Here is a 21,545-nt window from a genome sequence, read left to right as displayed (position 1 = left end):
ACGTTCCGGAGCCTGACGCGAGGATGTGTGAAAAAGTACGACGTCCACCGGATGCAAGGGGTTGACCGAGCGGCTCTTTTCCGCGATGGCAGTCACCCTTTTCGTCGTTGTACGGTAGAAAAATGGCGTTCCTGTGCGACTTTGGGGCAAACTTCCGGTTTTTACACACTTGGCCAAGGCATGCCCATGACTCCCGCTTCGTCCGTCGATGAAAAGAGCTTTCGTAACCTGCTGAGCCGAAACGTCGCATTGCCCCTGGGTGTGGGCGTGCTCAGCGCGGTGTTTTTCGTCTGCCTCATCACCTACCTGCTGTCGGTGATCCAGTGGGTTGAGCACACCGATCGGGTTATCAATAACCTCAATGAATCGTCCAAGCTGACCGTGGACCTGGAAACCGGCATGCGTGGCTTCCTGATCACCGGCGACGAGCATTTCCTCGACCCGTATGAAGTGGCCAAGCCGCGCATCATCGCCGACCTGCGTAACCTGCAGGAGCTGGTGGCGGACAACCCGCAGCAGGTGGATCGCCTCAAGCGCCTGGAAGCCCTGCAGGCCGAGTGGAACAACTACGCCCAGTCGATGATAGATATGCAGCGCACCAGCGGTGACTACCGCAGCGCGGTCAAGGCCGGCCGTGGCAAGCGCCTGACCGATGAAATCCGCAAGGAATACGAAGACGCGGTGGCGATGGAGCAGCAGTTCCGCATCACCCGCAACGAACAAGTCACCCGCACCACGGTGATCAGCGTCACCCTGTATTTGGTCTTTGTGCTGGGCTTGAGTGGCTTCCTGGCATATATCGGCCGTAAAAATCTCGTATCTCTATCAGAGAGTTACAGCGCAAACCTCATGTCACAGCAGAAGATTGCGCGACGCCTGGAACAACAAGCCTGGCTGCGTAATGGCCAGACCGAACTGGCCGAGCAGGTGCTCGGCCAACTGACCCTTAATATGCTCGGGCGCAACATCCTTCAATTTTTTGCCCAGTACATGGGCTCGGCGGTTGCCGCGCTGTATGTGCGCGAAGAACACGGCGGTCTCAAGCGCGTGGCCACTTATGGTTTTTCCCGCGAACAGGAACAGCGGGAACAAGCGATCTACAGTGACGAAGGCATTGTCGGCCAGGCTGCCCAGCTCGATCGCCTGATTCGCCTGGATGACGTGCCGGTGGATTACTTCAAGGTCAGCTCCGGTCTGGGTGAAGGGCCGACGCGCAGCGTGCTGGTCATGCCCACCAGTGATGATGACCGCGTCAATGGCGTGGTCGAACTGGGCTTCCTGCGCCCGCTGGAAGAGCGTGACGAAGAGCTGCTGGAGCTGATCGCCGGCAATATCGGCACCTCCATCGAAGCGGCGCGGTACCGCCAGCGCCTGCAGGAAGTGCTGGCCGAAACCCAGCAGCTCAACGAAGAGCTGCAAGTGCAGCAGGAAGAACTCAAGACCGCCAACGAAGAGCTGGAAGAACAGTCGCGCATCCTCAAGGAGTCCCAGGCCCATCTGGAAACCCAACAGGCCGAGCTGGAACAGACCAACGAGCAACTCGCCGAACAGACCGAGACCCTGGCCGAACAACGCGACGCCATGGACCGCAAGAACATCGAGCTCAACCAGGCCCAGCTCGAACTGGAAGAACGCGCCGAAGAATTGCAGCGCTCCAGCAAGTACAAGTCCGAATTCCTCGCCAATATGTCCCACGAGCTGCGCACGCCGCTGAACAGCTCGTTGATCCTGGCCAAGTTGCTGGCCGAGAACCCCCAGGAAAACCTCAGCGCCGAACAGGTCAAGTTTGCCGAGTCGATCTATTCCGCCGGCAATGACCTGCTCAACCTGATCAATGACATCCTGGATATTTCCAAGGTGGAGGCCGGCAAGCTGGAGATGCGCCCGGAAAACTCCAGCGTGGCACGGCTTGTCGACGGCCTGCGCGGCATGTTCGAGCCGCTGGCGGCTGATCGCAAGCTGGGCTTCCAGGTAGAGGTGCAGGAAGGCACGCCGACCATGCTGTTCACCGACCGCCAGCGTTTGGAGCAGATCCTCAAGAACCTGCTGTCCAACGCGGTCAAGTTCACCGAACAGGGCGAGGTCAGCCTGTCGGTGTCGCGAGCATCGGAGGAGGGCATTGCCTTTACGGTACGCGACTCCGGCATCGGCATTGCGCCAGACCAGCAGGAAAGCATCTTCGAAGCCTTCCGCCAGGCCGACGGCACCACCAACCGCCGTTACGGCGGCACCGGCCTGGGCCTGTCGATTTCCCGCGACCTGGCGGCCCTGTTGGGTGGCTATATCAGCGTGACCAGTGCCCCGGGCAAAGGCAGCACCTTTACGCTGGTGCTGCCGGAACATTATGCAGAGCCAGGGGAGGACGCAGCACCGATCGAGCCGCCGCGCCAAGTGGTGGTGGTGCCCGCACCGGCTCCAGCCAAGGTGTCGCCGCTGCCGGTGGCCGATGCCAGCCAGATCCCGCGCTTCGCCGATGACCGCGACAAGGCCCCGTTCACCACACGTTGTATCCTGGTGGTGGAAGACGAACCTAACTTCGCCCGTATCCTGTTCGACCTGGCCCATGAGCTGGGTTACCACTGCCTGGTGGCCCACGGTGCGGACGAAGGCTACAGCCTGGCCGAGGAATATGTGCCCGACGCCATCCTGCTGGACATGCGCCTGCCGGACCATTCCGGGTTGACCGTGCTGCAGCGCCTCAAGGAACACGCCAATACCCGGCACATCCCGGTGCATGTGATTTCCGTGGAAGACCGCGTGGAAGCCGCCATGCACATGGGCGCCATCGGTTATGCGGTCAAACCCACCACCCGCGAAGAGCTCAAGGACGTGTTCGCGCGCCTGGAAGCCAAGCTGACCCAGAAGGTCAAGCGCGTACTGCTGGTAGAGGATGATGACCTGCAACGCGACAGCATTGCCCGCCTGATCGGCGACGATGACATCGAGATCACCGACGTCGGCTACGCCCAGGCCGCCCTGGACCTGCTGCGCACTAACGTCTATGACTGCATGATCATCGACCTCAAGCTGCCAGACATGCTCGGCAACGAACTGCTCAAGCGCATGGCCACCGAGGACATCTGCTCGTTCCCGCCGGTGATCGTCTATACCGGGCGCAACCTGACCCGCGATGAAGAAGCCGAACTGCGCAAGTATTCGCGCTCGATCATCATCAAGGGCGCCCGCTCGCCGGAGCGCCTGTTGGATGAGGTCACACTCTTTCTGCACAAAGTCGAATCCCAGCTGTCCCATGATCGCCAGAAGATGCTCAAGACCGCCCGCAGCCGCGACAAGGTCTTCGAGGGGCGCAAGATCCTGCTGGTGGACGACGATGTGCGCAACATCTTCGCCCTGACCAGCGCCCTGGAGCACAAAGGCGCGGTGGTGGTCATCGGGCGTAACGGCCGTGAGGCCATCGACAAACTCAATGAAGTCGAAGATATCGACCTGGTGCTGATGGACGTGATGATGCCGGAAATGGATGGTTACGAGGCCACTGCCCTGATCCGCCAGGACCCGCGCTGGAAAAAGCTGCCGATCATCGCGGTGACGGCCAAGGCCATGAAAGACGATCAGGAGCGCTGCCTCGCGGCCGGTTCCAACGATTACCTGGCCAAGCCGATCGACCTGGATCGCCTGTTCTCACTGATTCGCGTGTGGCTACCGAAGATGGAACGCATTTAAGTGGAGCGAAGTTTCTTGGAAAAAAGCAGCGATATTGAGCTGCGCCTGTTGATCGAGGCGATTTACCTCAAGTACAGCTACGACTTCCGGGATTACTCCGGGGCGTCGGTCAAGCGCCGCGTGGCTCATGCCTTGCGCCAGTTTGATTGCGCGACCATTTCCGCCTTGCAGGAGCGCGTGTTGCACGACCCGGCGGCGTTCATGCAGTTGCTGCAGTTCCTGACGATTCCGGTAAGCGAGATGTTTCGCGACCCGTCGCACTTTCTCGCGATCCGCCAGGAAGTGGTGCCGCTGCTCAAGACCTACCCGTCGATCAAGATCTGGATCGCCGGCTGCAGCACCGGCGAGGAGGTGTACTCCATGGCCATCCTGCTGCGCGAGGAGGGGTTGCTGGAGCGTACGATCATCTACGCCACCGATATCAACCCGGCGTCGCTGGACAAGGCCAAGCAGGGGATCTTTTCCCTGGAGAACGTACGCGCCTATACCGCCAACTATCAGCAGGCCGGTGGGCAACGTTCATTTGCCGACTACTACACCGCGGCTTACGATTACGCGATCTTCGATAAAACACTGCGTGAGAATGTGACCTTTGCCGATCACAGCCTGGCAACCGATAGTGTATTCTCGGAAACTCAATTAATTTCGTGCCGTAACGTACTGATTTATTTCAATAAAAAATTGCAGGATCGAGCGTTTGGATTGTTCCATGAGTCGCTGTGTCATCGCGGCTTCCTGGTGCTGGGCAGCAAGGAGACCCTGGATTTCTCCGCGTACAGCAAGCAATTCGAACCGTTGGTCAAACAGGAACGGATCTACCGAAAGCTATGAATCAAGCGGCTGCCAGCCCGGCACAGGTCCGGGGCATAGAGGCTATTGTTATCGGCGCCTCCGCCGGTGGCGTAGAAGCGTTGCTGACGGTATTTGCCCAATTGCCTGCGGACTTCGGCCTGCCCATCATCACCGTGCTGCACCTGCCCGACGAGCGCCGCAGCCAGCTGGCCGAGGTGTTTGATCGCCGCGTCGCCATGCCGGTGGTGGAGGCGCGCGATAAGGAAGTGCTCAAGCCCGGCACGCTGTACTTTGCCGGGCCTGGTTATCACCTGTCGGTGGAGCATGATCGCAGCCTGTCCCTGAGTCAGGAGGACCGCGTGCACCATTCGCGCCCGGCAATCGACTTCCTGTTTGAGTCCGCCGCCGATGCCTACGGCACGGGCTTGCTCGCCATCCTGCTGACCGGCGCCAACCAGGACGGCGCCCGTGGCCTGGCCCACGTCAAGCAGCAGGGCGGAACCACCGTGGTGCAGGAGCCCACTGAAGCACGTGTCGCCGTCATGCCCCGAGCAGCCCTGGCGCTGCACACACCCGACCACATTCTGACGTTGAGCCGCATTGGCTCATTGCTGGCTTCGCTGGAATATTCCCCATGTTAAGTACTGTCCAGGCCAAACTGCTGATCGTCGACGATCTGCCGGAAAACCTGCTCGCCCTCGAAGCGCTGATCAAGCGCGAGGACCGCCAGGTATTCAAGGCCTTGAGCGCCGACGAGGCCTTGTCCCTGTTGCTGGAGCACGAATTCGCCATGGCGATTCTCGACGTGCAGATGCCCGGCATGAACGGGTTCGAGCTGGCCGAACTGATGCGCGGCACCGAGAAAACCAAGAACATCCCGATTGTGTTCGTCAGCGCCGCCGGCCGCGAACTCAATTACGCCTTCAAGGGCTACGAAAGCGGCGCCGTGGACTTCCTGCACAAGCCGCTGGATATCCATGCGGTGAAGAGCAAGGTCAACGTGTTCGTCGACCTGTACCGCCAGAGCAAGGCCATGAAGCTACAGGTCGAAGCCCTGGAGCGCAGCCGTCGCGAGCAGGAACTGCTGCTGACACGTCTTCAGGCCACCCAGGCCGAGCTGGAGCAGGCGGTGCGCATGCGTGATGACTTCATGTCGATCGTCGCCCACGAAGTGCGTACGCCGCTCAACGGGCTGATCCTCGAAACCCAGTTGCGCAAGATGCACCTGGCCCGCGACAACGCCGCCGCGTTCACCCTGGACAAGATGCACGCCATGGTCGACCGTGATGAACGGCAGATCCAGAGCCTGATCCGCCTGATTGAAGACATGCTCGACGTATCGCGCATCCGCACCGGCAAACTGTCGATACGCCCGGCGCGGTTTGACCTCACACAGCTTGTCAGCAGCCTGGTGGAGAACTTCGCGCCCCAGGTCGCGGCGGCGGATTCATCCATGACCCTGACTGCCGAAGGCTCCGTGGAGGGTCACTGGGATGAGTTCCGCATTGAGCAAGTGGTCACCAACCTGTTGACCAACGCCTTGCGCTACGGGGCCAAGAGTCCGATAGAAGTGCGCGTGTACAGCGAGCATGACGAAGCCCGCGTAGAAGTGCGCGATCACGGCATTGGTATCAGTGAAGACAACCAGAAGCGTATCTTCCAGCAGTTCGAACGGGTATCGGCCAGCCAGGTTGCGGCCGGCCTGGGCCTGGGGCTGTTCATTTCCGAGCAGATCGTTGCAGCCCATGGCGGCACCATCGAAGTCGAGAGCCGGATAGGCGAGGGCGCCTTGTTCAGGGTGTGCCTGCCCTTGCAGGCGACGGCTTGAATTCAATCGTCACCTCGACGCAACCTCTGCGTGACCCCATGGTCGTAATTGCAGCTATTGACCGGACAAAGGCTTCCCATGAGTGAAGATGCACAAGATGTCGTTCTGATCGTCGAGGACGACGAATCCATTATGTTTGTGTTGGGTGAATACCTGGCCGGCCTGGGCTATCGGGTGTTGAAGGCGATCGACGGGGAGCAGGCTTTCGAAATTCTCGCGACCAAGCCGCACCTGGACCTGATGGTCACGGATTACCGTTTGCCGGGGGGTATCTCCGGTGTGCAGATCGCCGAGCCTGCGCTGCTGCTGAGGCCGGAGCTGAAAGTCATCTTTATCAGCGGTTATCCGCAGGAAATCCTCGACTGCAACAGCCCGATCACACGCAACGCGCCGATCCTGGCCAAGCCGTTTGATCTGGATACCCTGCAGGAACATATCCAGCGCTTGCTGGCCTGAAGCGCAATAGGGCTGCTCGCATGCAGCCCTAACCCCTGATCATTTCTCGGACTTTTGCCGTCAACAGATCAAACGTGAACGGTTTGGTGATCAGTTGCATGCCCGGGTCGAGGAACCCACCCCGCACGGCTGCATGCTCGGCATACCCCGTAATGAACAGAACCTTGAGTTGCGGGCGTATCTGCCGGCCGATTTCCGCCAATTGACGACCATTCATACCGGGCAGGCCAACGTCGCTGATCATCAAATCTATACGCTGTTCCGACTCGATAATGGGCACGGCGGAGTTGGCGTCGACAGCTTCCACAAAACCGTAGCCCAGCTCCTTCAGAACCGCGCTGACCAGCACCCGCACGGCCGGGTCGTCTTCGACAATCAGCACGGTTTCACCGGCATTGGCGAACGGCAACAACGCCGGATCCACCACGGCATCGGCGACAACTTCACCGATAAACCGTGGCAGAAACAGGCTCACCGTGGTGCCTTTTCCCACTTCACTATGGATGGTCACATGGCCATGGGACTGGCGGGCGAAGCCATAGATCATCGAGAGCCCAAGGCCGGTGCCCTGGCCGATGGGCTTGGTGGTGAAAAACGGGTCGAACACGCGGCCCATCACACTTTCCGGAATGCCACAGCCGGTGTCGCTGACGCTCAACTCAACGTAGTCACCGGGCTTCAAGGTGCCGTAGGCGGCGGTGAACACGCTGTCGAGATGCCGGTTGGTGGTCTCCACGGACAGGCTGCCGCCACCGGGCATGGCGTCGCGGGCATTGATGACCAGGTTGAGCAGGGCGCTTTCCAATTGGTTGGGATCGGCCTCGGCCGTCCATAGATCAGTCGCCAGACGCATATCCAAGCGAATACTTTCGTTGATGCTGCGTTGCAGCAGCTCCCCCATGGAGGTAACCAGGCGGTTGATCTGCACCGGTTTGGAATCAAGGGATTGACGGCGCGAGAACGCCAGCAGGCGGTGGGTGAGGCCGGCGGCACGGTTGGCCGAGGTCACCCCCAGGTCGATCAAGCTGTCGAGATCGTCCAACTTGCCTCGGGACACACGCCTTCGCAGCAGCTCCAGGCTGCCGATGATGCCGGTGAGCATATTGTTGAAGTCATGGGCGATACCACCGGTCAATTGGCCGACGGCTTCCATTTTTTGTGATTGGCGCAGTGCCTCTTCATTGCTGCGCAGTTGGGCGGTACGTTCCTCGACTTGCTGTTCAAGGGTTTCAAGCGTGCGTTGCAGGCGCAGCTCACTATCGCTGAGGTCGATCAGGCGGTCGCGGGCTTCGTATTGCCGGCGGCGACCGCGCAAGGCGGTGCTCACCAGGCTGATCAGCGTTACCGGGTGGAAGGGGCGCTCCAGGAAGGTCACATTGCCCAGCAGGCCGCTCAGGTGGGATGAGCCATTCTGTTCGGTCCCGCCGTGGTGGGTCATCAACACAATGGGCAAGTCCGACCATGCCGGCTGCTGGTGCAGGTAGGTCAACAGCGGGTCAAGATCCACCCCACGCAGGGCTTCGGCGGCGATGATCAGCAGCCCGGCGCCCTCCTGCAGGGCCTCGCACAATGCCCCAAGGTTGCTGGCGACGATGCCGGCGTACCCGGCTTCATTGAGCATCATCAGCGCCAGCGAGCCATCGCGTCCCATTGGCGCCAATACGATTGCACGCTCGGAGACCGGAATGAGGCCCGTCACACCCCCTCATCCTTGAGCAGCGGGGAGCCGGCGCCCATGTAGGTCGGAATACCGCGCAGGACCCCCTGGAAATTATCCAGCGGTTCGCCAACCGTCATCCCCTGGGCGCCAATCCGGTATTCACGAATAGTGGCTTCATGGCTGCCGGTGCGCTTCTTGATGATCGAGATGGCGCGGCGCACCTTGCCCAATGCTTCGAAGTAGCGCAGCAGAATGACCGTATCGGCCAGATAGGTGATGTCCACAGGCGCCTGCATGTCGCCGACCAGCCCGTGTTGGGCGACGGTCATGAACGTCGCTGCGCCGCGGCGGTTGAGGTAGAGCAGCAACTCGTGCATATGCAGGATCAGCGCATTTTCTTCGGGCATGGCCGCCTGGTAGCCGTTGATGCTGTCGATCACCACCGTCTTGATGCCGCGCTCATCGACACAGCGGCGCACCCGGTGGGAAAACTCGCCCGGAGACAATTCGGCCGCATCCACCTGTTCGATCAGCAGGTTACCGGTCGCCTGCAGGGCGGCGAGGTCGATCCCCATGTTTCTCATGCGTTCGAACAGCAGCCCCAGTTCTTCATCGAAGATAAACAACGCGGCTTTCTCGCCCCGCGCCACGGCGGCTGCGGCAAAGATCATCGAGATCAACGACTTGCCGGTACCGGCCGGGCCGAGGATCAGGCTGCTGGAACCGGTCTCGACACCGCCGCCCATCAACGCATCCAGCGCGGCGATGCCGCTGCTCAAGGTCTCGCGCTTGTAGCCGCCACGATGTTCGGCCGCCACCAGGCGCGGGAATACATGGACGCCGTCGCCCATGATGGTGAAGTCGTGAAAGCCGCCCCGGTATTTCTGGCCCCGGTACTTGACCACCCGCACGCGACGGCGCTCGGCACCGTAGTTGGGGGTCAGCTCTTCCAGGCGGATCACGCCATGCGCCACGCTGTGCACGGTTTTATCGAGGGATTCGGTGGTCAGGTCGTCCAGCAACAGCACTGTGGTGTCGTAACGCACGAAATAGTGCTTGATCGCGAGGATCTGCCGACGGTAGCGCAGGGAGCTTTGTGCGAGCAGGCGGATCTCCGAAAGACTGTCGATGACCACACGCTTTGGCTTGACCTTTTCCACCACTTCAAAGATCTGGCGCGTGGCCTCGCCCAGTTCCAGGTCGGAGGAGTACAGCAGGCTCTGCTGGTGGTCGGCGTTGAGCAGGCTTTCCGGCGGCGTCAGTTCGAAGATATGGATATTGTCATCCAGGTCCCAGCCATGGGACTTGGCGCCTTGGCGCAACTCACGCTCGGTTTCCGACAGGGTGATGTACAGCGATCGCTCGCCGTCTCTGGCCCCGGACTGCAGGAAGTGCAGGGCGACCGTGGTTTTACCGGTGCCGGGTTCACCTTCCAGCAGGAACAGGTGACTGCGCGAGAGCCCCCCGGCAAGAATGTCATCAAGACCGTCAATGCCAGTGGCCGCTTTCTCTTCGGGTAATTGCGCTTGGGATGTAGACAAGAAGTGCCCTCAGGTCACATACGAGTAGAGGATGCGCGCCCAAATGGACGCGCCATGTTCTCTTGACCGTAGCAATTTGTGGCGGTTCAACAAATTCCAGTCCGGCCTACAGGCCTTGCTGCAATGCAGGATCGTCCGGATTCTGTTGCTCGAGCTGGGCGAGCAGGACCTGGACGTTCTGCAACTGGCCGCTTTCTTTCCAATAATTGACCAGCAATACCCGGGCTTTGCGATTGGCCGGGTGGCGTTGGATGATCTCTTCGAGTTGGCGTTGCGCAGCCTCCAATTCCTCTTGCGCATGCAACGTCGTCGCGAGGTCGTAGCGGTAATCCTGATTATCCGGCTCCAGCTCCACCGCCTTGGACAGGCCGAGCAGGGCGTAGGGGCGTTCACCATGGTGCAGCAGCCACATGCCCAGCGCATGTTGCAGGTAGGCCGACTCCGGATGCGCGGCCAGCTGGCGTGCCAACAATTGGCGGGACTCCTCGGTCTTGCCTTGCTTGTCCAGCAGCTCGATCTGCGCGACCACGGCTTGCAGGTTATCCGGTTGCAGGCGCATGGCCTGCTCAAGCGCGTTTTGCGCGTCCGGCAGCAGGGCGCTGTGAATGTACAGGCGCGCCAGTTGAATCCAGCCTTCGGCGGTTTCGGGCTGGGCCTTGAGCTTTTTCACAAACTCATCCAGCACCTGCTGCAACGGCCCGAAGTACAGGCCCAGAGTATCGGGAGACAGGCCAAGCAAGGCATTGGCGGCGGCAAACCGTACCTCTTGCTCGGGATCATCCAGCACCGGGCCGAGCAGCAGCGTGCGCTGGCCGGTGGGCACCAGGCCGACAATGCTGTGGATGGCAGCCTCGCGTACCAGCGGTGAGTCACTGGCCAGGTCTTTGTCCGCCAGTTTCAGCGCCTGGGGGCTGGGGTAGTTGGGCAGTTCGGCGTGCAACGCGGCGCGGCGCTCGGGCGACAGATCCGGTCGACCCAGTTGCTGGTACAACACACGCGCCGCACCGGGCTCACCGTTGCGCGCCTGTTTCAAGGCTTTTGAATAACCGTGGGCAATAGCGGGGGGCACGACTGCCGGGGTGGCGCGAGAGAAATACCAGGTGAGCAGCACAATCAACAGCAGGGCGCACAGGCCGACGATGGAATAACGGCGTGACTTTGACATGCAGGCGTCCGAAAGCGAGGGCAGCAAAGCCGTCAGCTTCGGTCAGACCACGACGGGTGTCAAACTCGCGTCAGGTGAGCACGTAGTCCTCCGGCTCCAGGGGTGGCGGCAGGTCGGTTTCACCGAGGGCGGCCAACACTTCGCGTTCCAGGGTGCGCAGGAGGGCATTGCAGGGCAGGTCGTTCTCGTCAAAACCGAACGGGTCCTCCAGGTCATCGCCGATTTCATCGAGGCCGAAGAAGGTGTAGCTGACAATCGCGGTGAACACTGGCGTCAACCATCCCAGCGGCTCGGCCATGGCAAACGGCAGCAAAATGCAGAACAGGTAAATGGTGCGATGCAGCAGCAGGGTGTAGGGGAAGGGCAGCGGCGTGCTCTTGATGCGCTCGCAGGACGCCTGCACCTGGCTGAGGCTCACCAGTCGGGTTTCCCATTGTGTGTAGCGCCACTCGCTGATCACACCTTGCTCGGCCAGCACTGAAAACCGGGCGCCCAGCTGTTGCAGTAGGCTGTCGGGGAGGTTGGGGTGATTGGCCTGGACCGTCCCCCACGGCTTGATGGCCCGGGCTTCATCCTCATGGCGCAACCGTGCAACCAGGCCGTGGGAGAAGCCGCACAGGCTGCGCAGCAGGCCAGCACGCTCAGCCGGATCTGTGAGCACCTGGGTTTCGCGGATCAGCGAACGCACATCGATGATCATCTGCCCCAATTGCTTGCGGCCTTCCCACCAGCGGTCATAGCAGGCGTTGTTGCGAAAACTCATGAAAATCGACAACGACAGCCCGAGCAGGGTGAACGGCGTGGCATTGACCTTGGAGAAGTAGGCCGGGTGCAGGGTTTCCACCAGCACGATCACCGAGGCCAGCAGCGTGACCAGCAGGCTGCGCAGGGCGATGCGCTTGGCAATGGAACCCTTGAGCGAGAACAGGATGCCGAGGAGGTTGGGTTTGGGGCGGACTATCATGCAGAGATGGGCTTCTTCAGGTGGCGCAAGCCATCAGGTTAGAAGCAAGCGTCGCAAGCGTCCAATCGCTTGGGCCGACCGGATGATCGGTGGGGTCGATGACTGGCCAAAACAGTCAGGCAGGTTGAAGGCTTTGACCATTGTCGGCGGGCGGCTCTGGCGCGACTATTTCGACGATTCGGACCGTTCAAGGAAACAACAATGCAGATTGAGAACAAGAGCTTCCTGGTCAGCGGGGGCGCATCGGGCTTGGGCGCGGCGACTGCCGAGATGCTGATTGGCGCTGGCGCCAAGGTCATGCTGGTGGACCTGAATGCCGACGCCGTGGCAGCCAAGGCCAGGCAGCTTGGCGACAACGCACGCAGCTGCGTGGCGGATATCAGCCAGGAAGCGGCTGCCGAAGCGGCGGTGCGGGCGACGCTTGCGGCGTTTGGCGGTTTGCATGGGCTGGTGAACTGCGCCGGTGTGGTGCGTGGCGAGAAAATCCTCGGCAAGAACGGCCCCCATGGGCTGGCGAGCTTTGCCCAGGTGATCAACGTCAACCTGATCGGTAGCTTCAACCTGCTGCGCCTGGCCGCCGCCGCCATCGCCGAAACCGAGGCAAATGCCGATGGCGAACGCGGCGTGATCATCAATACCGCTTCGGTAGCGGCGTTTGACGGGCAGATCGGCCAGGCGGCGTATGCCGCGTCCAAGGGCGCCATTGCCAGCCTTACGTTGCCTGCGGCACGTGAGCTGGCGCGCTTTGGTATTCGCGTGATGACCATCGCCCCCGGCATTTTTGAGACCCCGATGATGGCCGGCATGACGCCGGAAGTGCGCGACTCCCTGGCCGCTGGCGTGCCATTCCCGCCGCGCCTGGGCAAGCCCGCCGAATACGCCGCGCTGGTGCGGCACATCATTGAAAACAGCATGCTCAATGGCGAGGTGATCCGTCTCGACGGTGCCTTGCGCATGGCGGCCAAATAAGGAGCAATTCCCATGACCGATCCTATCGTTATCGTCAGCGCTGTGCGCACGCCCATGGGTGGGTTCCAGGGCGACCTCAAGGGCCTGACCGCGCCGCAGTTGGGTTCCGCTGCGATTCGCGCCGCCGTCGAGCGTGCCGGTGTCGCCCCCGACGCCGTGGATGAAGTACTGTTCGGCTGCGTATTGACCGCAGGCCTCGGCCAGGCACCGGCACGTCAGGCTGCGCTGGGCGCCGGGCTGGACAAGGGCACGCGCTGCACCACCCTCAACAAGATGTGCGGTTCGGGCATGGAGGCCGCGATCCTGGCCCATGATTCACTGCTGGCCGGCAGCGTCGACGTGGTGATTGCCGGTGGCATGGAAAGCATGTCCAACGCGCCGTACCTGCTGGACCGTGCGCGCAGCGGCTACCGCATGGGCCACGGCAAGTTGCTCGATCACATGTTCCTCGACGGCCTCGAAGACGCCTACGACAAGGGCCGCCTGATGGGCACCTTTGCCGAAGACTGCGCCATGCACAACGGTTTTACCCGCGAGGCCCAGGATGCGTTCGCCATCGCTTCGCTGACCCGGGCGCAAGAAGCTATTACCCATGGCAGCTTTGCCGCAGAAATCGTCCCGGTGCAGGTCACCGTGGGCAAAGAACAGAAAACCATCCTGCATGACGAACAGCCGCCCAAGGCCAAGCTGGACAAGATCACCAGCCTGAAACCGGCCTTCCGTGAAGGCGGCACCGTGACGGCCGCCAACTCCAGCTCGATTTCCGACGGTGCGGCGGCCTTGTTGCTGATGCGCCAGTCCGATGCACAGAAACGTGGCCTCAAGCCTTTGGCGGTGATCCATGGGCATGCGGCGTTCGCCGACGAGCCGGGGTTGTTCCCGGTGGCGCCGGTGGGAGCGATCCGCAAACTGATGAGCAAGACCGGCTGGAGCCTGGGTGAGGTCGATCTGTTCGAAATCAACGAAGCCTTTGCCGTGGTCAGCCTGGTGACCATGAGCAAGCTGGAGATCCCCCATGCCAAGGTCAATGTGCATGGCGGTGCCTGCGCCCTGGGCCATCCGATCGGTGCCTCCGGTGCACGGATCCTGGTGACCTTGCTTTCGGCCCTGCGCCAGAAAGGCCTCAAGCGTGGCGTCGCCGCCATCTGCATCGGCGGCGGTGAAGCCACGGCCATGGCCGTCGAATGCCTGTACTAAGGAACCACCATGCTGCCCAATGAAGAACAACTGCAAATCAGCGACGCCGCCCGGCAATTTGCCCAGGAACGCCTGAAACCCTTTGCCGCCGAGTGGGACCGCGAGCACCGGTTCCCCACGCAAGCCATTGGTGAAATGGCCGGGCTGGGCTTTTTCGGCATGCTGGTGCCGGAACAGTGGGGCGGTTGCGACACCGGTTACCTGGCCTACGCCATGGCGCTGGAAGAAATTGCCGCCGGTGACGGGGCCTGCTCGACCATCATGAGCGTGCACAACTCGGTGGGCTGCGTGCCGATTCTCAAGTTCGGTAACGACCAGCAGAAAGAGCAATTCCTCAAGCCCCTGGCCAGTGGCGCCATGCTCGGCGCGTTTGCATTGACCGAGCCCCAGGCCGGCTCTGATGCCAGTAGCCTGAAGACCCGCGCACGCCTTGAAGGCGACCATTACGTGCTCAATGGCTGCAAACAGTTCATCACCTCCGGGCAGAACGCCGGCGTGGTGATTGTGTTTGCCGTGACCGACCCGGCGGCGGGCAAGCGCGGGATCAGCGCGTTTATCGTGCCAACCGACTCGCCGGGCTACAGCGTGGCGCGGGTTGAGGACAAACTGGGCCAGCATGCCTCCGATACCTGCCAGATCCTGTTTGAGGACGTGAAGGTTCCTGTCGCCAACCGTCTGGGGGAGGAGGGCGAAGGCTACAGGATTGCCCTGGCCAACCTGGAAGGTGGGCGCGTAGGCATTGCCTCGCAATCGGTGGGCATGGCCCGCGCCGCCTTTGAAGCAGCCCGCGACTACGCCCGCGAGCGCGAAAGCTTCGGCAAACCCATCATCGAGCACCAGGCCGTTGCTTTCCGTCTGGCGGACATGGCCACGCAAATCGCGGTTGCCCGGCAAATGGTGCATTACGCCGCTGCACTGCGCGACAGCGGCAAGCCGGCACTGGTGGAAGCCTCGATGGCCAAGCTGTTTGCGTCGGAAATGGCCGAGAAAGTCTGTTCGGCCGCCTTGCAAACCCTGGGCGGTTACGGTTACCTGAGCGACTTCCCTCTGGAGCGGATCTACCGCGACGTGCGGGTCTGCCAGATCTACGAAGGCACCAGCGATATCCAGCGCATGGTCATCTCACGCAATCTCTAAGGAGCCGATACATGAGTTACGAAACCATTTTGCTCGAAGTCCAGGGCCGCGTCGGGCTGATTACCCTCAATCGCCCGCAAGCCTTGAACGCCCTGAACGCGCAACTGGTCAGCGAGTTGAACCAGGCGCTGGATGGCCTTGAAGCCAACCCGGAAATCGGCTGCATCGTGTTGACCGGCTCGAAAAAAGCCTTCGCCGCCGGTGCCGACATCAAGGAAATGGCCGAGCTGACCTATCCGCAGATCTACCTCGACGATCTGTTCAGCGACAGCGACCGCGTGGCCAACCGCCGCAAGCCGATCATCGCCGCCGTCAACGGCTTCGCCCTGGGCGGCGGTTGCGAACTGGCGTTGATGTGCGACTTCATCCTGGCCGGTGACGGCGCCAAGTTCGGCCAGCCGGAAATCAACCTCGGCGTACTGCCGGGCATGGGCGGCACCCAGCGCCTGACCCGTGCGGTGGGCAAGGCCAAGGCCATGGAAATGTGCCTGACCGGGCGCTTTATCGATGCGGTGGAAGCGGAGCGCTGCGGGATCGTCGCGCGTATCGTACCCGCCGATGAACTGCTGGAAGAAGCGCTGAAAGTCGCGACGCTGATTGCCGGCAAGTCGGTGCCGATCAGCATGATGGTCAAGGAAAGCGTGAACCGAGCATTCGAAGTGAGCTTGTCGGAAGGCGTGCGCTTTGAGCGCCGGGTGTTCCATGCGGCGTTCGCCACGCAGGATCAGAAGGAAGGCATGGCGGCATTCGTGGCCAAGCGCGCGCCGGAGTTCAAGGACAAATAACCCGGTGTCAAAGACTGAGTATCAAAGGTGGGAGGGGGCTTGCCCCTCCCACGTTGCTAGAGCTGATAGTTCTTCAGCTCCCTGGCAATCACCATCCGCTGAATCTCACTGGTTCCTTCGTAAATCTGCGTGATCCGCGCATCCCGGTAGTAACGCTCCACCGGATAATCCTCCAGGTATCCGTACCCACCGTGAATCTGCATCGCCGATGAGCAAACCTTCTCGGCCATTTCCGAGGCAAACAGCTTGGCCTGGGACGCTTCCGACAAGCAGGGTTTTCCGGCACTGCGCAGCCGTGCGGCGTGCAGGATCAGCAAGCGTGCGGCGTTAAGCTGGGTTTGCATGTCGGCCAGCAAATTGGCCACGCTCTGGTGCTCGATGATTGCCTTGTTAAACTGCACCCGATCACGGGCATAGGCCAACGCTGCTTCAAATGCCGCGCGGGCGATGCCCAATGCCTGGGCGGCGATACCGATGCGGCCACCCTCCAGGTTGGACAGCGCGATGGCCAGGCCTTTGCCACGCTCACCCAGCAGGTTGGCCTCGGGCACGCTGCACTGGTTCAGGGTCACGGCGCAGGTATCGGACGCACGGATGCCCATCTTGTGTTCGGTACGATCCACCACGAATCCCGGGGTTGCGGTGGGCACCAGGAACGCCGAGATGCCTTTCTTGCCCAGGTCGGGATCAGTCACCGCAAATACAATCGCCAGTTTGGCGCGTTTACCATTACTGACGAACTGCTTGGCCCCGTTGATTACCCACTGGCCGTCGCGCAGTTCGGCACGGGTACGCAGGTTGTGCGCTTCGGAACCGGCCTGGGGTTCGGTCAGGCAGAAGCAGCCAATCGCCTGGCCGCTGGCGAGGTCGCCCAGCCAGGTCTGTTTTTGTTCATCTGTGCCGTAGTTGAGAATCGGCCCGCAACCCACTGAATTATGGATACTCATCAGTGCGCCAGTGGCACCGTCACCCGCGGAAATCTCCTCGACGGCGAGGGCATAGGCGACGTAATCGACATAGGTGCCGCCCCATTCTTCCGGCACCACCATGCCCAGCAGGCCCAGTTCGCCCATCTTTGCCACCAGGGCGTCGTCGATCCAGCCGGCTTTCTCCCAGGCTTGGGCGTGCGGTGCGATTTCACCCCGGGCGAAGTCACGCGCCATGTCGCGGATCATTACTTGTTCTTCAGTGTATTCAATGTCTTGCATGGCTTATTTCGCAACCTTCTCGAAGTGATGAAAGAAGCTCTCAACGTGGCTGAGGGCCAGCCCGTGCAGGGTGGGCGGGTTCCAGCGCGGGCTTTTGTCTTTGTCGATGATCAGGGCGCGCACGCCTTCGATCAGGTCGCCGCGCTCGAACCATTGGCGGTCCAGGTGCAGCTCCAAGGCAAAACAGTCTTCCAGGGGCAGGCGCCGGCCGCGGCGCAACATCTCCAACGTAACAGCCATGGCCAGGGGGGAGCGGGTCAGCATCAGGTTAGCGGTGCTCAACGCCCATTCATGGCTGTCGGCCACGGTGACTTGCTGCAATTGTTCAACGATGCTCGGCACATCCGGCAGCGCGAAAAAGTGGTCGATGGCGGGGCGCAGAGCGGCCAACGGCGGATCGGGCAATTGCTGCACGGCCAGTTTGGCGAGCACGCCCTGCAGGTCTTTGAGCGGCGAGTCGTGCCATTGCAGGCGGTCGAGCTTCTGGTCAAGGTCGGCGAGCTTGTGGCTTTCCAGGTACCAATCAGCCAACCCGCAATACAGCGCGTCGGCCGCGCGGATCTGTACCCCGGTCACGCCCAGGTAGATCCCCAGTTCGCCGGGGATGCGCGGCAGAAAGTAGCTGCCACCCACGTCAGGGAAATAACCGATGGCCACTTCCGGCATCGCCAGGCGGCTGCGCTCGGTGACTACGCGCAAATCAGCGCCCTGCACCAGGCCCATGCCGCCGCCCAGGACAAACCCGTCCATCAGTGCCACGACTGGCTTGCGGTAGTGGTGGATGGCCAGATCCAGAGCATATTCCTCGACGAAGAAGTCTTGGTGCAGGGTGTCGCCGTTCTTGAAGCTGTCGTACAGAGAACGGATATCGCCACCTGCACAAAAGGCTTTTTCACCGGCACCGCGCAGGACCACGGCATACACCTGCGGATCATCAGCCCATGCCTGCAACTGGGACGTGAGGCTGCGCACCATGTCCAGGGTAATGGCATTCAAGCCGGCGGGGCGATTGAGGGTGAGGTGGCCGATGTGGTTGCGGACCTCGGCGAGGACTTCGTCCTGAAGTATCTGGGCGTGGCTTGCTTCGGATGAAACCTGAGCAGTCATCGATAACTCCCTGCTTTTATTGTTCTTTATCAAGATGTTCACGGATGAACCTTCTCATGATCGTACCAGTGCAAATTTGCCTAGTACAACCTTCAATCCTGCAGGTCGTTTTTGCATTTATGCAGCAAGCGCACGACCGGCTCAGGGTAACCGGCTGGCCAGTGTTTCGCCGATGCTACGGCGCCTGGCGTGGGTTTGCGCCGCGTGGATGAGTTGTTCCAGTTCGCTGGGTTCCACATCGTAGAACTGCTCCATTTGCGCCAGCGCCAGTGTCAAATCAGCGGCGGTAATACCAGGGTCTCGGTCGGCCCTGGGGGTGAACGGTAGCGGTGCCGGTGCTTCCACCGCGCATTTGGGATAACGCGTGCGCGTGGCGTTGTTATACGCCAGTGCGCAGGCCAGCAGTGCACCGGCGCCGAGCAATACCGCACCCAGCTCATACCAGCCCAGGGCGGCGGACGCCGGGTCTGCCAGGACCAGCGTCATGGCCAGGCCACCGGCGGGCGGGTGCAGGCAGCGCAACCAGCACATCAGTATTACGGTCATGCCGGCCGCCAGGCAGGCGCCGCCCAGGGACGGGCCGAGGACACGAGTGACCAGCAAGGCAATCACGCCTGCGCACAGGTAGCTGCCGATAATCGACCAAGGTTGCGCCAAGGCACCCGATGACACGGCGAACAACAGGACGGCCGACGCACCCAGCGGGCCAAGCAGGTGCAACGCGACATCCATGCCAAACACCTGGGAGCACAACCAGACGCTGAACAAGGTGCCAAGGGCCATGCCGATCGCGGCACGGCTCCATTCGGTGGGGCGGGTATTGATAGCAGCGGGGAACCAGCGAGCGAGCATTGGGAGGCAGTCCATAAACAGCGGGCAAAAAAAAGGCTTGTCTGGTTGCCCGGAAAAGCCCTTTGAAAGTTCCAACATTTGGGGGAAGGAACCCATGCAGTGTGCCGCGCGTGGAACAGAGGCGCCAGTGCATATTAATGAGGGTTGAATGCAAAAATAATGAATTGGAATACGGTCAGACTACTATCGAGCAGCAGACTTTACCCAGCACTCGATTACTGGACTCTTCATCGAAAAAACGCTTGCGCAGGTTCTCCTGCAAACCGGGTTCACTGGCCAGCGGGCCTTTCAACGCCACCAACGCGTCGCGCAGCCCCATCAGCCGGTCCAGCGGTGGCAGGGGAATATAGCCGACATGCACTTCGGTGCTGGTCAAGGCTGGGTTATCAAGCGAAGCATCATCTGGCACGGCGTTGTCCTCTCGTCCTTGTGGTCACCCATGACCTGTGGCGGTAAATGAATACCGCACCCGGCAAGCGAGTTTACCGTCGGGTTTTGGACGCAGGAAAGAGAAACGGCACCAGTTATTACGTAAAGCTGCGTGGGAATTTTCCGCGCCGGCAGCGCCGGCGCAGACTCAAGGTTGCGCAGGTTTGGCCAGGTGCAGCAGCACGTAAGGGTTGCGGTCGAATTCGCCGGTCAGGGTCGGCGTGATGGAACGAAAGCGCGGGTCTTGCAAGCCTTCGTAATCCACTTGGCTCATCACCAGCCAGGCGGGTCCCTGGAGTGGCTTGAGGTCGGCGGCTTGCTGAGTGAACAACGGCACTTGGTCGCAATCGAGGTTGACCATGTACTTGATGGCCTTGGCGTCTTTGCCCAAGCCATGCAGCACCACCGGCGCGCGTTGCTGCATCACCTGCTCATGAACCCGTAAGGTAAAGGTGCGGGTGTCGTAGATACTGCGCTCCAGCGGCTCGACCACCAGGATATAGGAGGCCCACACTGCCAGCACCGCGGCAAAGGCCGGCCCGACCGGACGCAGGCGGCTCTTGAAGAGTGTCACCAAGGCCAGCACCTGCAGGCCGCCCAGCACGCCCAACACCCAGCCGAGATGGCTCAACTGCTCAGGGTAGCGCGATCGTGCCAACAGCAGGCCGACGATCAACAGCGTCGGCAACAACGTCCAGATCCCCAGCATCAGCCCACGCAGCCCGGCGAAGAGCCGTCCGTGTGCGACCTGGAACGGGTATGCCGCAATGATCGCCGCCATGGGCAACATCGGCAGCACGTAACGTGCTTTTTTCGCCTGGGGAATCGACAGGCCGACCATCACCAGCAAGCCGGCGGCGGCGCAATACCACACCAACTGCAATGCCGGTCCCGGCGCGCGGCGCCCGCTGAGCACCATGGCCAGCAGTACCAGCAGCGCCATCGGATACGCCAAGGCGTAATTGCCCAGCGAACTGGTGAAGTAGTACAGCATGCCGCTCGAACCTTCGCTGCCATCCATGCGGCCGAGGAACTGCATGCGGATCACGTCCTGCATGAAGCTTTCGCCACCGCTCGACTTGGCCATCAGCAGCAACAGGCCCACGCATGCCACCAGCAATGCCAGCGCCAGCAAGCCGAAACTGAACAACTGGCGCCATTGCCGGTTGATGAGGTAGTAGCTGCAGAGCACGCCCGTAGGAATCACCAGGCCAATCGGCCCACGCACGGCAAAGCCCAGGATCAGCAGCAGGTACAGCCAATGCAGGCGTTTAGCGGACCCGAAGTGATCATGGGCGTAACCCAGGTAAAACACCGCCAGGGCGATGGCTGCCAGCATCTGGTCGAGGGACACCGCACGGGTTTCGCTGATGAAGTTGCTGCTCAACAACAGGAGCGCAATGCTCAGCAGCCCCCAGCGCTGGGAGTAGGGCGCCGTCAGGCGATACACCAAGGTGACGATAAACGCCGAGGCGATCGCCGTGGGCAACCAGGCCGTGAGGCTGGTGACCTGGCCCAGGGGCAGTGAAACCAGCCAGGTCAACAGTGTCGAGGTGGCCAGGTAATCCGCATAAGGCTGCCCATAGGTGGTGGGGAAGACGCTGGGGCCATGACGCAGCATTTCCTGGGCAAACAACACAAAGCGCGAGTCGAAACCGATGATTGCCTGGTGCCAGTTGCCAGCGATAAACAGCAACAACGCCAGCAATCCCAGACCAAGGGACTGGCGGCGGATTGTTGCATTCAGCGGGGACGGTTGAGCTTTGTTCAC

General features: G+C 61.3%; 18 protein-coding genes. 9 read left to right on the top strand and 9 right to left on the bottom strand.

Annotated features, from left to right (window positions below; translation table 11 throughout):
• Window positions 1-186 precede the first annotated feature (186 nt).
• The 5 genes from LUU92_RS14360 to LUU92_RS14340 all read left to right on the top strand — a co-directional run bounded on the left by LUU92_RS14360 (window position 187) and on the right by LUU92_RS14340 (window position 6,760).
• On the top strand, window positions 187-3,684 hold the full coding sequence (locus LUU92_RS14360) for a response regulator (protein WP_222539761.1): 3,498 nt from the start codon (window positions 187-189) through the stop codon (window positions 3,682-3,684).
• The gene (locus tag LUU92_RS14355; RefSeq protein WP_371322019.1) at window positions 3,685-4,515 is read left to right on the top strand and encodes a CheR family methyltransferase; all 831 of its coding nucleotides are present in this window, start codon (window positions 3,685-3,687) and stop codon (window positions 4,513-4,515) included.
• Window positions 4,512-5,117, top strand: a complete 606-nt coding sequence (locus LUU92_RS14350) for a chemotaxis protein CheB (RefSeq protein WP_071488287.1) — start codon at window positions 4,512-4,514, stop codon at window positions 5,115-5,117. The genes LUU92_RS14355 and LUU92_RS14350 overlap by 4 nt, the downstream gene beginning before the upstream one ends.
• Window positions 5,111-6,304 carry a hybrid sensor histidine kinase/response regulator gene (locus LUU92_RS14345; RefSeq protein WP_071488288.1) on the top strand — a complete coding sequence of 398 codons (1,194 nt, stop codon included), beginning with the start codon at window positions 5,111-5,113 and terminating at the stop codon, window positions 6,302-6,304. Before LUU92_RS14350 ends, LUU92_RS14345 begins: the two co-directional genes overlap by 7 nt.
• A 78-nt stretch (window positions 6,305-6,382) precedes the next feature.
• Window positions 6,383-6,760 (top strand): response regulator, encoded by a 378-nt coding sequence (locus tag LUU92_RS14340; protein WP_071488289.1) that lies wholly within the window; start codon window positions 6,383-6,385, stop codon window positions 6,758-6,760.
• Window positions 6,761-6,788: 28 nt separating this feature from the next.
• Here LUU92_RS14340 and LUU92_RS14335 read toward each other — a convergent pair whose 3' ends face one another.
• From LUU92_RS14335 to LUU92_RS14320, 4 genes are all read right to left on the bottom strand, one after another.
• Window positions 6,789-8,459 carry an ATP-binding protein gene (locus tag LUU92_RS14335; protein ID WP_071488290.1) on the bottom strand — a complete coding sequence of 557 codons (1,671 nt, stop codon included), beginning with the start codon at window positions 8,457-8,459 and terminating at the stop codon, window positions 6,789-6,791.
• On the bottom strand, window positions 8,456-9,961 hold the full coding sequence (locus LUU92_RS14330) for an ATPase domain-containing protein (RefSeq protein WP_071488291.1): 1,506 nt from the start codon (window positions 9,959-9,961) through the stop codon (window positions 8,456-8,458). The genes LUU92_RS14335 and LUU92_RS14330 overlap by 4 nt, the downstream gene beginning before the upstream one ends.
• A gap of 106 nt (window positions 9,962-10,067) precedes the next feature.
• Entirely contained in the window at window positions 10,068-11,126 is a 1,059-nt protein-coding gene (locus LUU92_RS14325) for a tetratricopeptide repeat protein (protein WP_071488292.1), read from the bottom strand.
• Window positions 11,127-11,196: 70 nt separating this feature from the next.
• The gene (locus LUU92_RS14320) at window positions 11,197-12,090 is read right to left on the bottom strand and encodes a bestrophin family protein (protein WP_071488293.1); all 894 of its coding nucleotides are present in this window, start codon (window positions 12,088-12,090) and stop codon (window positions 11,197-11,199) included.
• A 201-nt stretch (window positions 12,091-12,291) separates the two neighbouring features.
• On the opposite strand from LUU92_RS14320, the gene LUU92_RS14315 reads away from it, so the two are divergent.
• Genes LUU92_RS14315 through LUU92_RS14300 form a run of 4 tightly spaced genes read left to right on the top strand, consistent with a single transcriptional unit; the run spans window position 12,292 to window position 16,178 of the window.
• Window positions 12,292-13,059 carry an SDR family NAD(P)-dependent oxidoreductase gene (locus LUU92_RS14315; protein ID WP_071488294.1) on the top strand — a complete coding sequence of 256 codons (768 nt, stop codon included), beginning with the start codon at window positions 12,292-12,294 and terminating at the stop codon, window positions 13,057-13,059.
• Between the two features lie 12 nt (window positions 13,060-13,071).
• Window positions 13,072-14,256, top strand: a complete 1,185-nt coding sequence (locus LUU92_RS14310; protein WP_257102154.1) for an acetyl-CoA C-acyltransferase — start codon at window positions 13,072-13,074, stop codon at window positions 14,254-14,256.
• A 9-nt stretch (window positions 14,257-14,265) separates the two neighbouring features.
• A complete protein-coding gene (locus tag LUU92_RS14305; RefSeq protein ID WP_257102153.1) occupies window positions 14,266-15,393 on the top strand; it encodes an acyl-CoA dehydrogenase in 1,128 nt (375 codons plus the stop codon).
• 11 nt (window positions 15,394-15,404) lie between these two features.
• A complete protein-coding gene (locus LUU92_RS14300; RefSeq protein ID WP_017738134.1) occupies window positions 15,405-16,178 on the top strand; it encodes an enoyl-CoA hydratase in 774 nt (257 codons plus the stop codon).
• A gap of 56 nt (window positions 16,179-16,234) precedes the next feature.
• Here the strand turns inward: LUU92_RS14300 and LUU92_RS14295 are convergent, their stop codons facing one another.
• From LUU92_RS14295 to LUU92_RS14275, 5 genes are all read right to left on the bottom strand, one after another.
• Window positions 16,235-17,386 carry an acyl-CoA dehydrogenase family protein gene (locus tag LUU92_RS14295; protein ID WP_092243608.1) on the bottom strand — a complete coding sequence of 384 codons (1,152 nt, stop codon included), beginning with the start codon at window positions 17,384-17,386 and terminating at the stop codon, window positions 16,235-16,237.
• 3 nt (window positions 17,387-17,389) lie between these two features.
• Window positions 17,390-18,493 (bottom strand): enoyl-CoA hydratase/isomerase family protein, encoded by a 1,104-nt coding sequence (locus LUU92_RS14290; RefSeq protein ID WP_257102152.1) that lies wholly within the window; start codon window positions 18,491-18,493, stop codon window positions 17,390-17,392.
• A 141-nt stretch (window positions 18,494-18,634) separates the two neighbouring features.
• Window positions 18,635-19,345, bottom strand: coding sequence for an HPP family protein (locus tag LUU92_RS14285; RefSeq protein WP_071488300.1), 711 nt, complete (start codon window positions 19,343-19,345; stop codon window positions 18,635-18,637).
• Between the two features lie 175 nt (window positions 19,346-19,520).
• Window positions 19,521-19,754 (bottom strand): type VI secretion system contractile sheath small subunit, encoded by a 234-nt coding sequence (locus tag LUU92_RS14280; RefSeq protein ID WP_130898151.1) that lies wholly within the window; start codon window positions 19,752-19,754, stop codon window positions 19,521-19,523.
• 168 nt (window positions 19,755-19,922) lie between these two features.
• Window positions 19,923-21,545, bottom strand: a complete 1,623-nt coding sequence (locus LUU92_RS14275; RefSeq protein WP_257102151.1) for an ArnT family glycosyltransferase — start codon at window positions 21,543-21,545, stop codon at window positions 19,923-19,925.

Source organism: Pseudomonas extremorientalis (assembly GCF_024584605.1).
Classification (GTDB): domain Bacteria; phylum Pseudomonadota; class Gammaproteobacteria; order Pseudomonadales; family Pseudomonadaceae; genus Aquipseudomonas; species Aquipseudomonas extremorientalis.
This window is presented reverse-complemented; position numbering and strand designations above follow the sequence as displayed.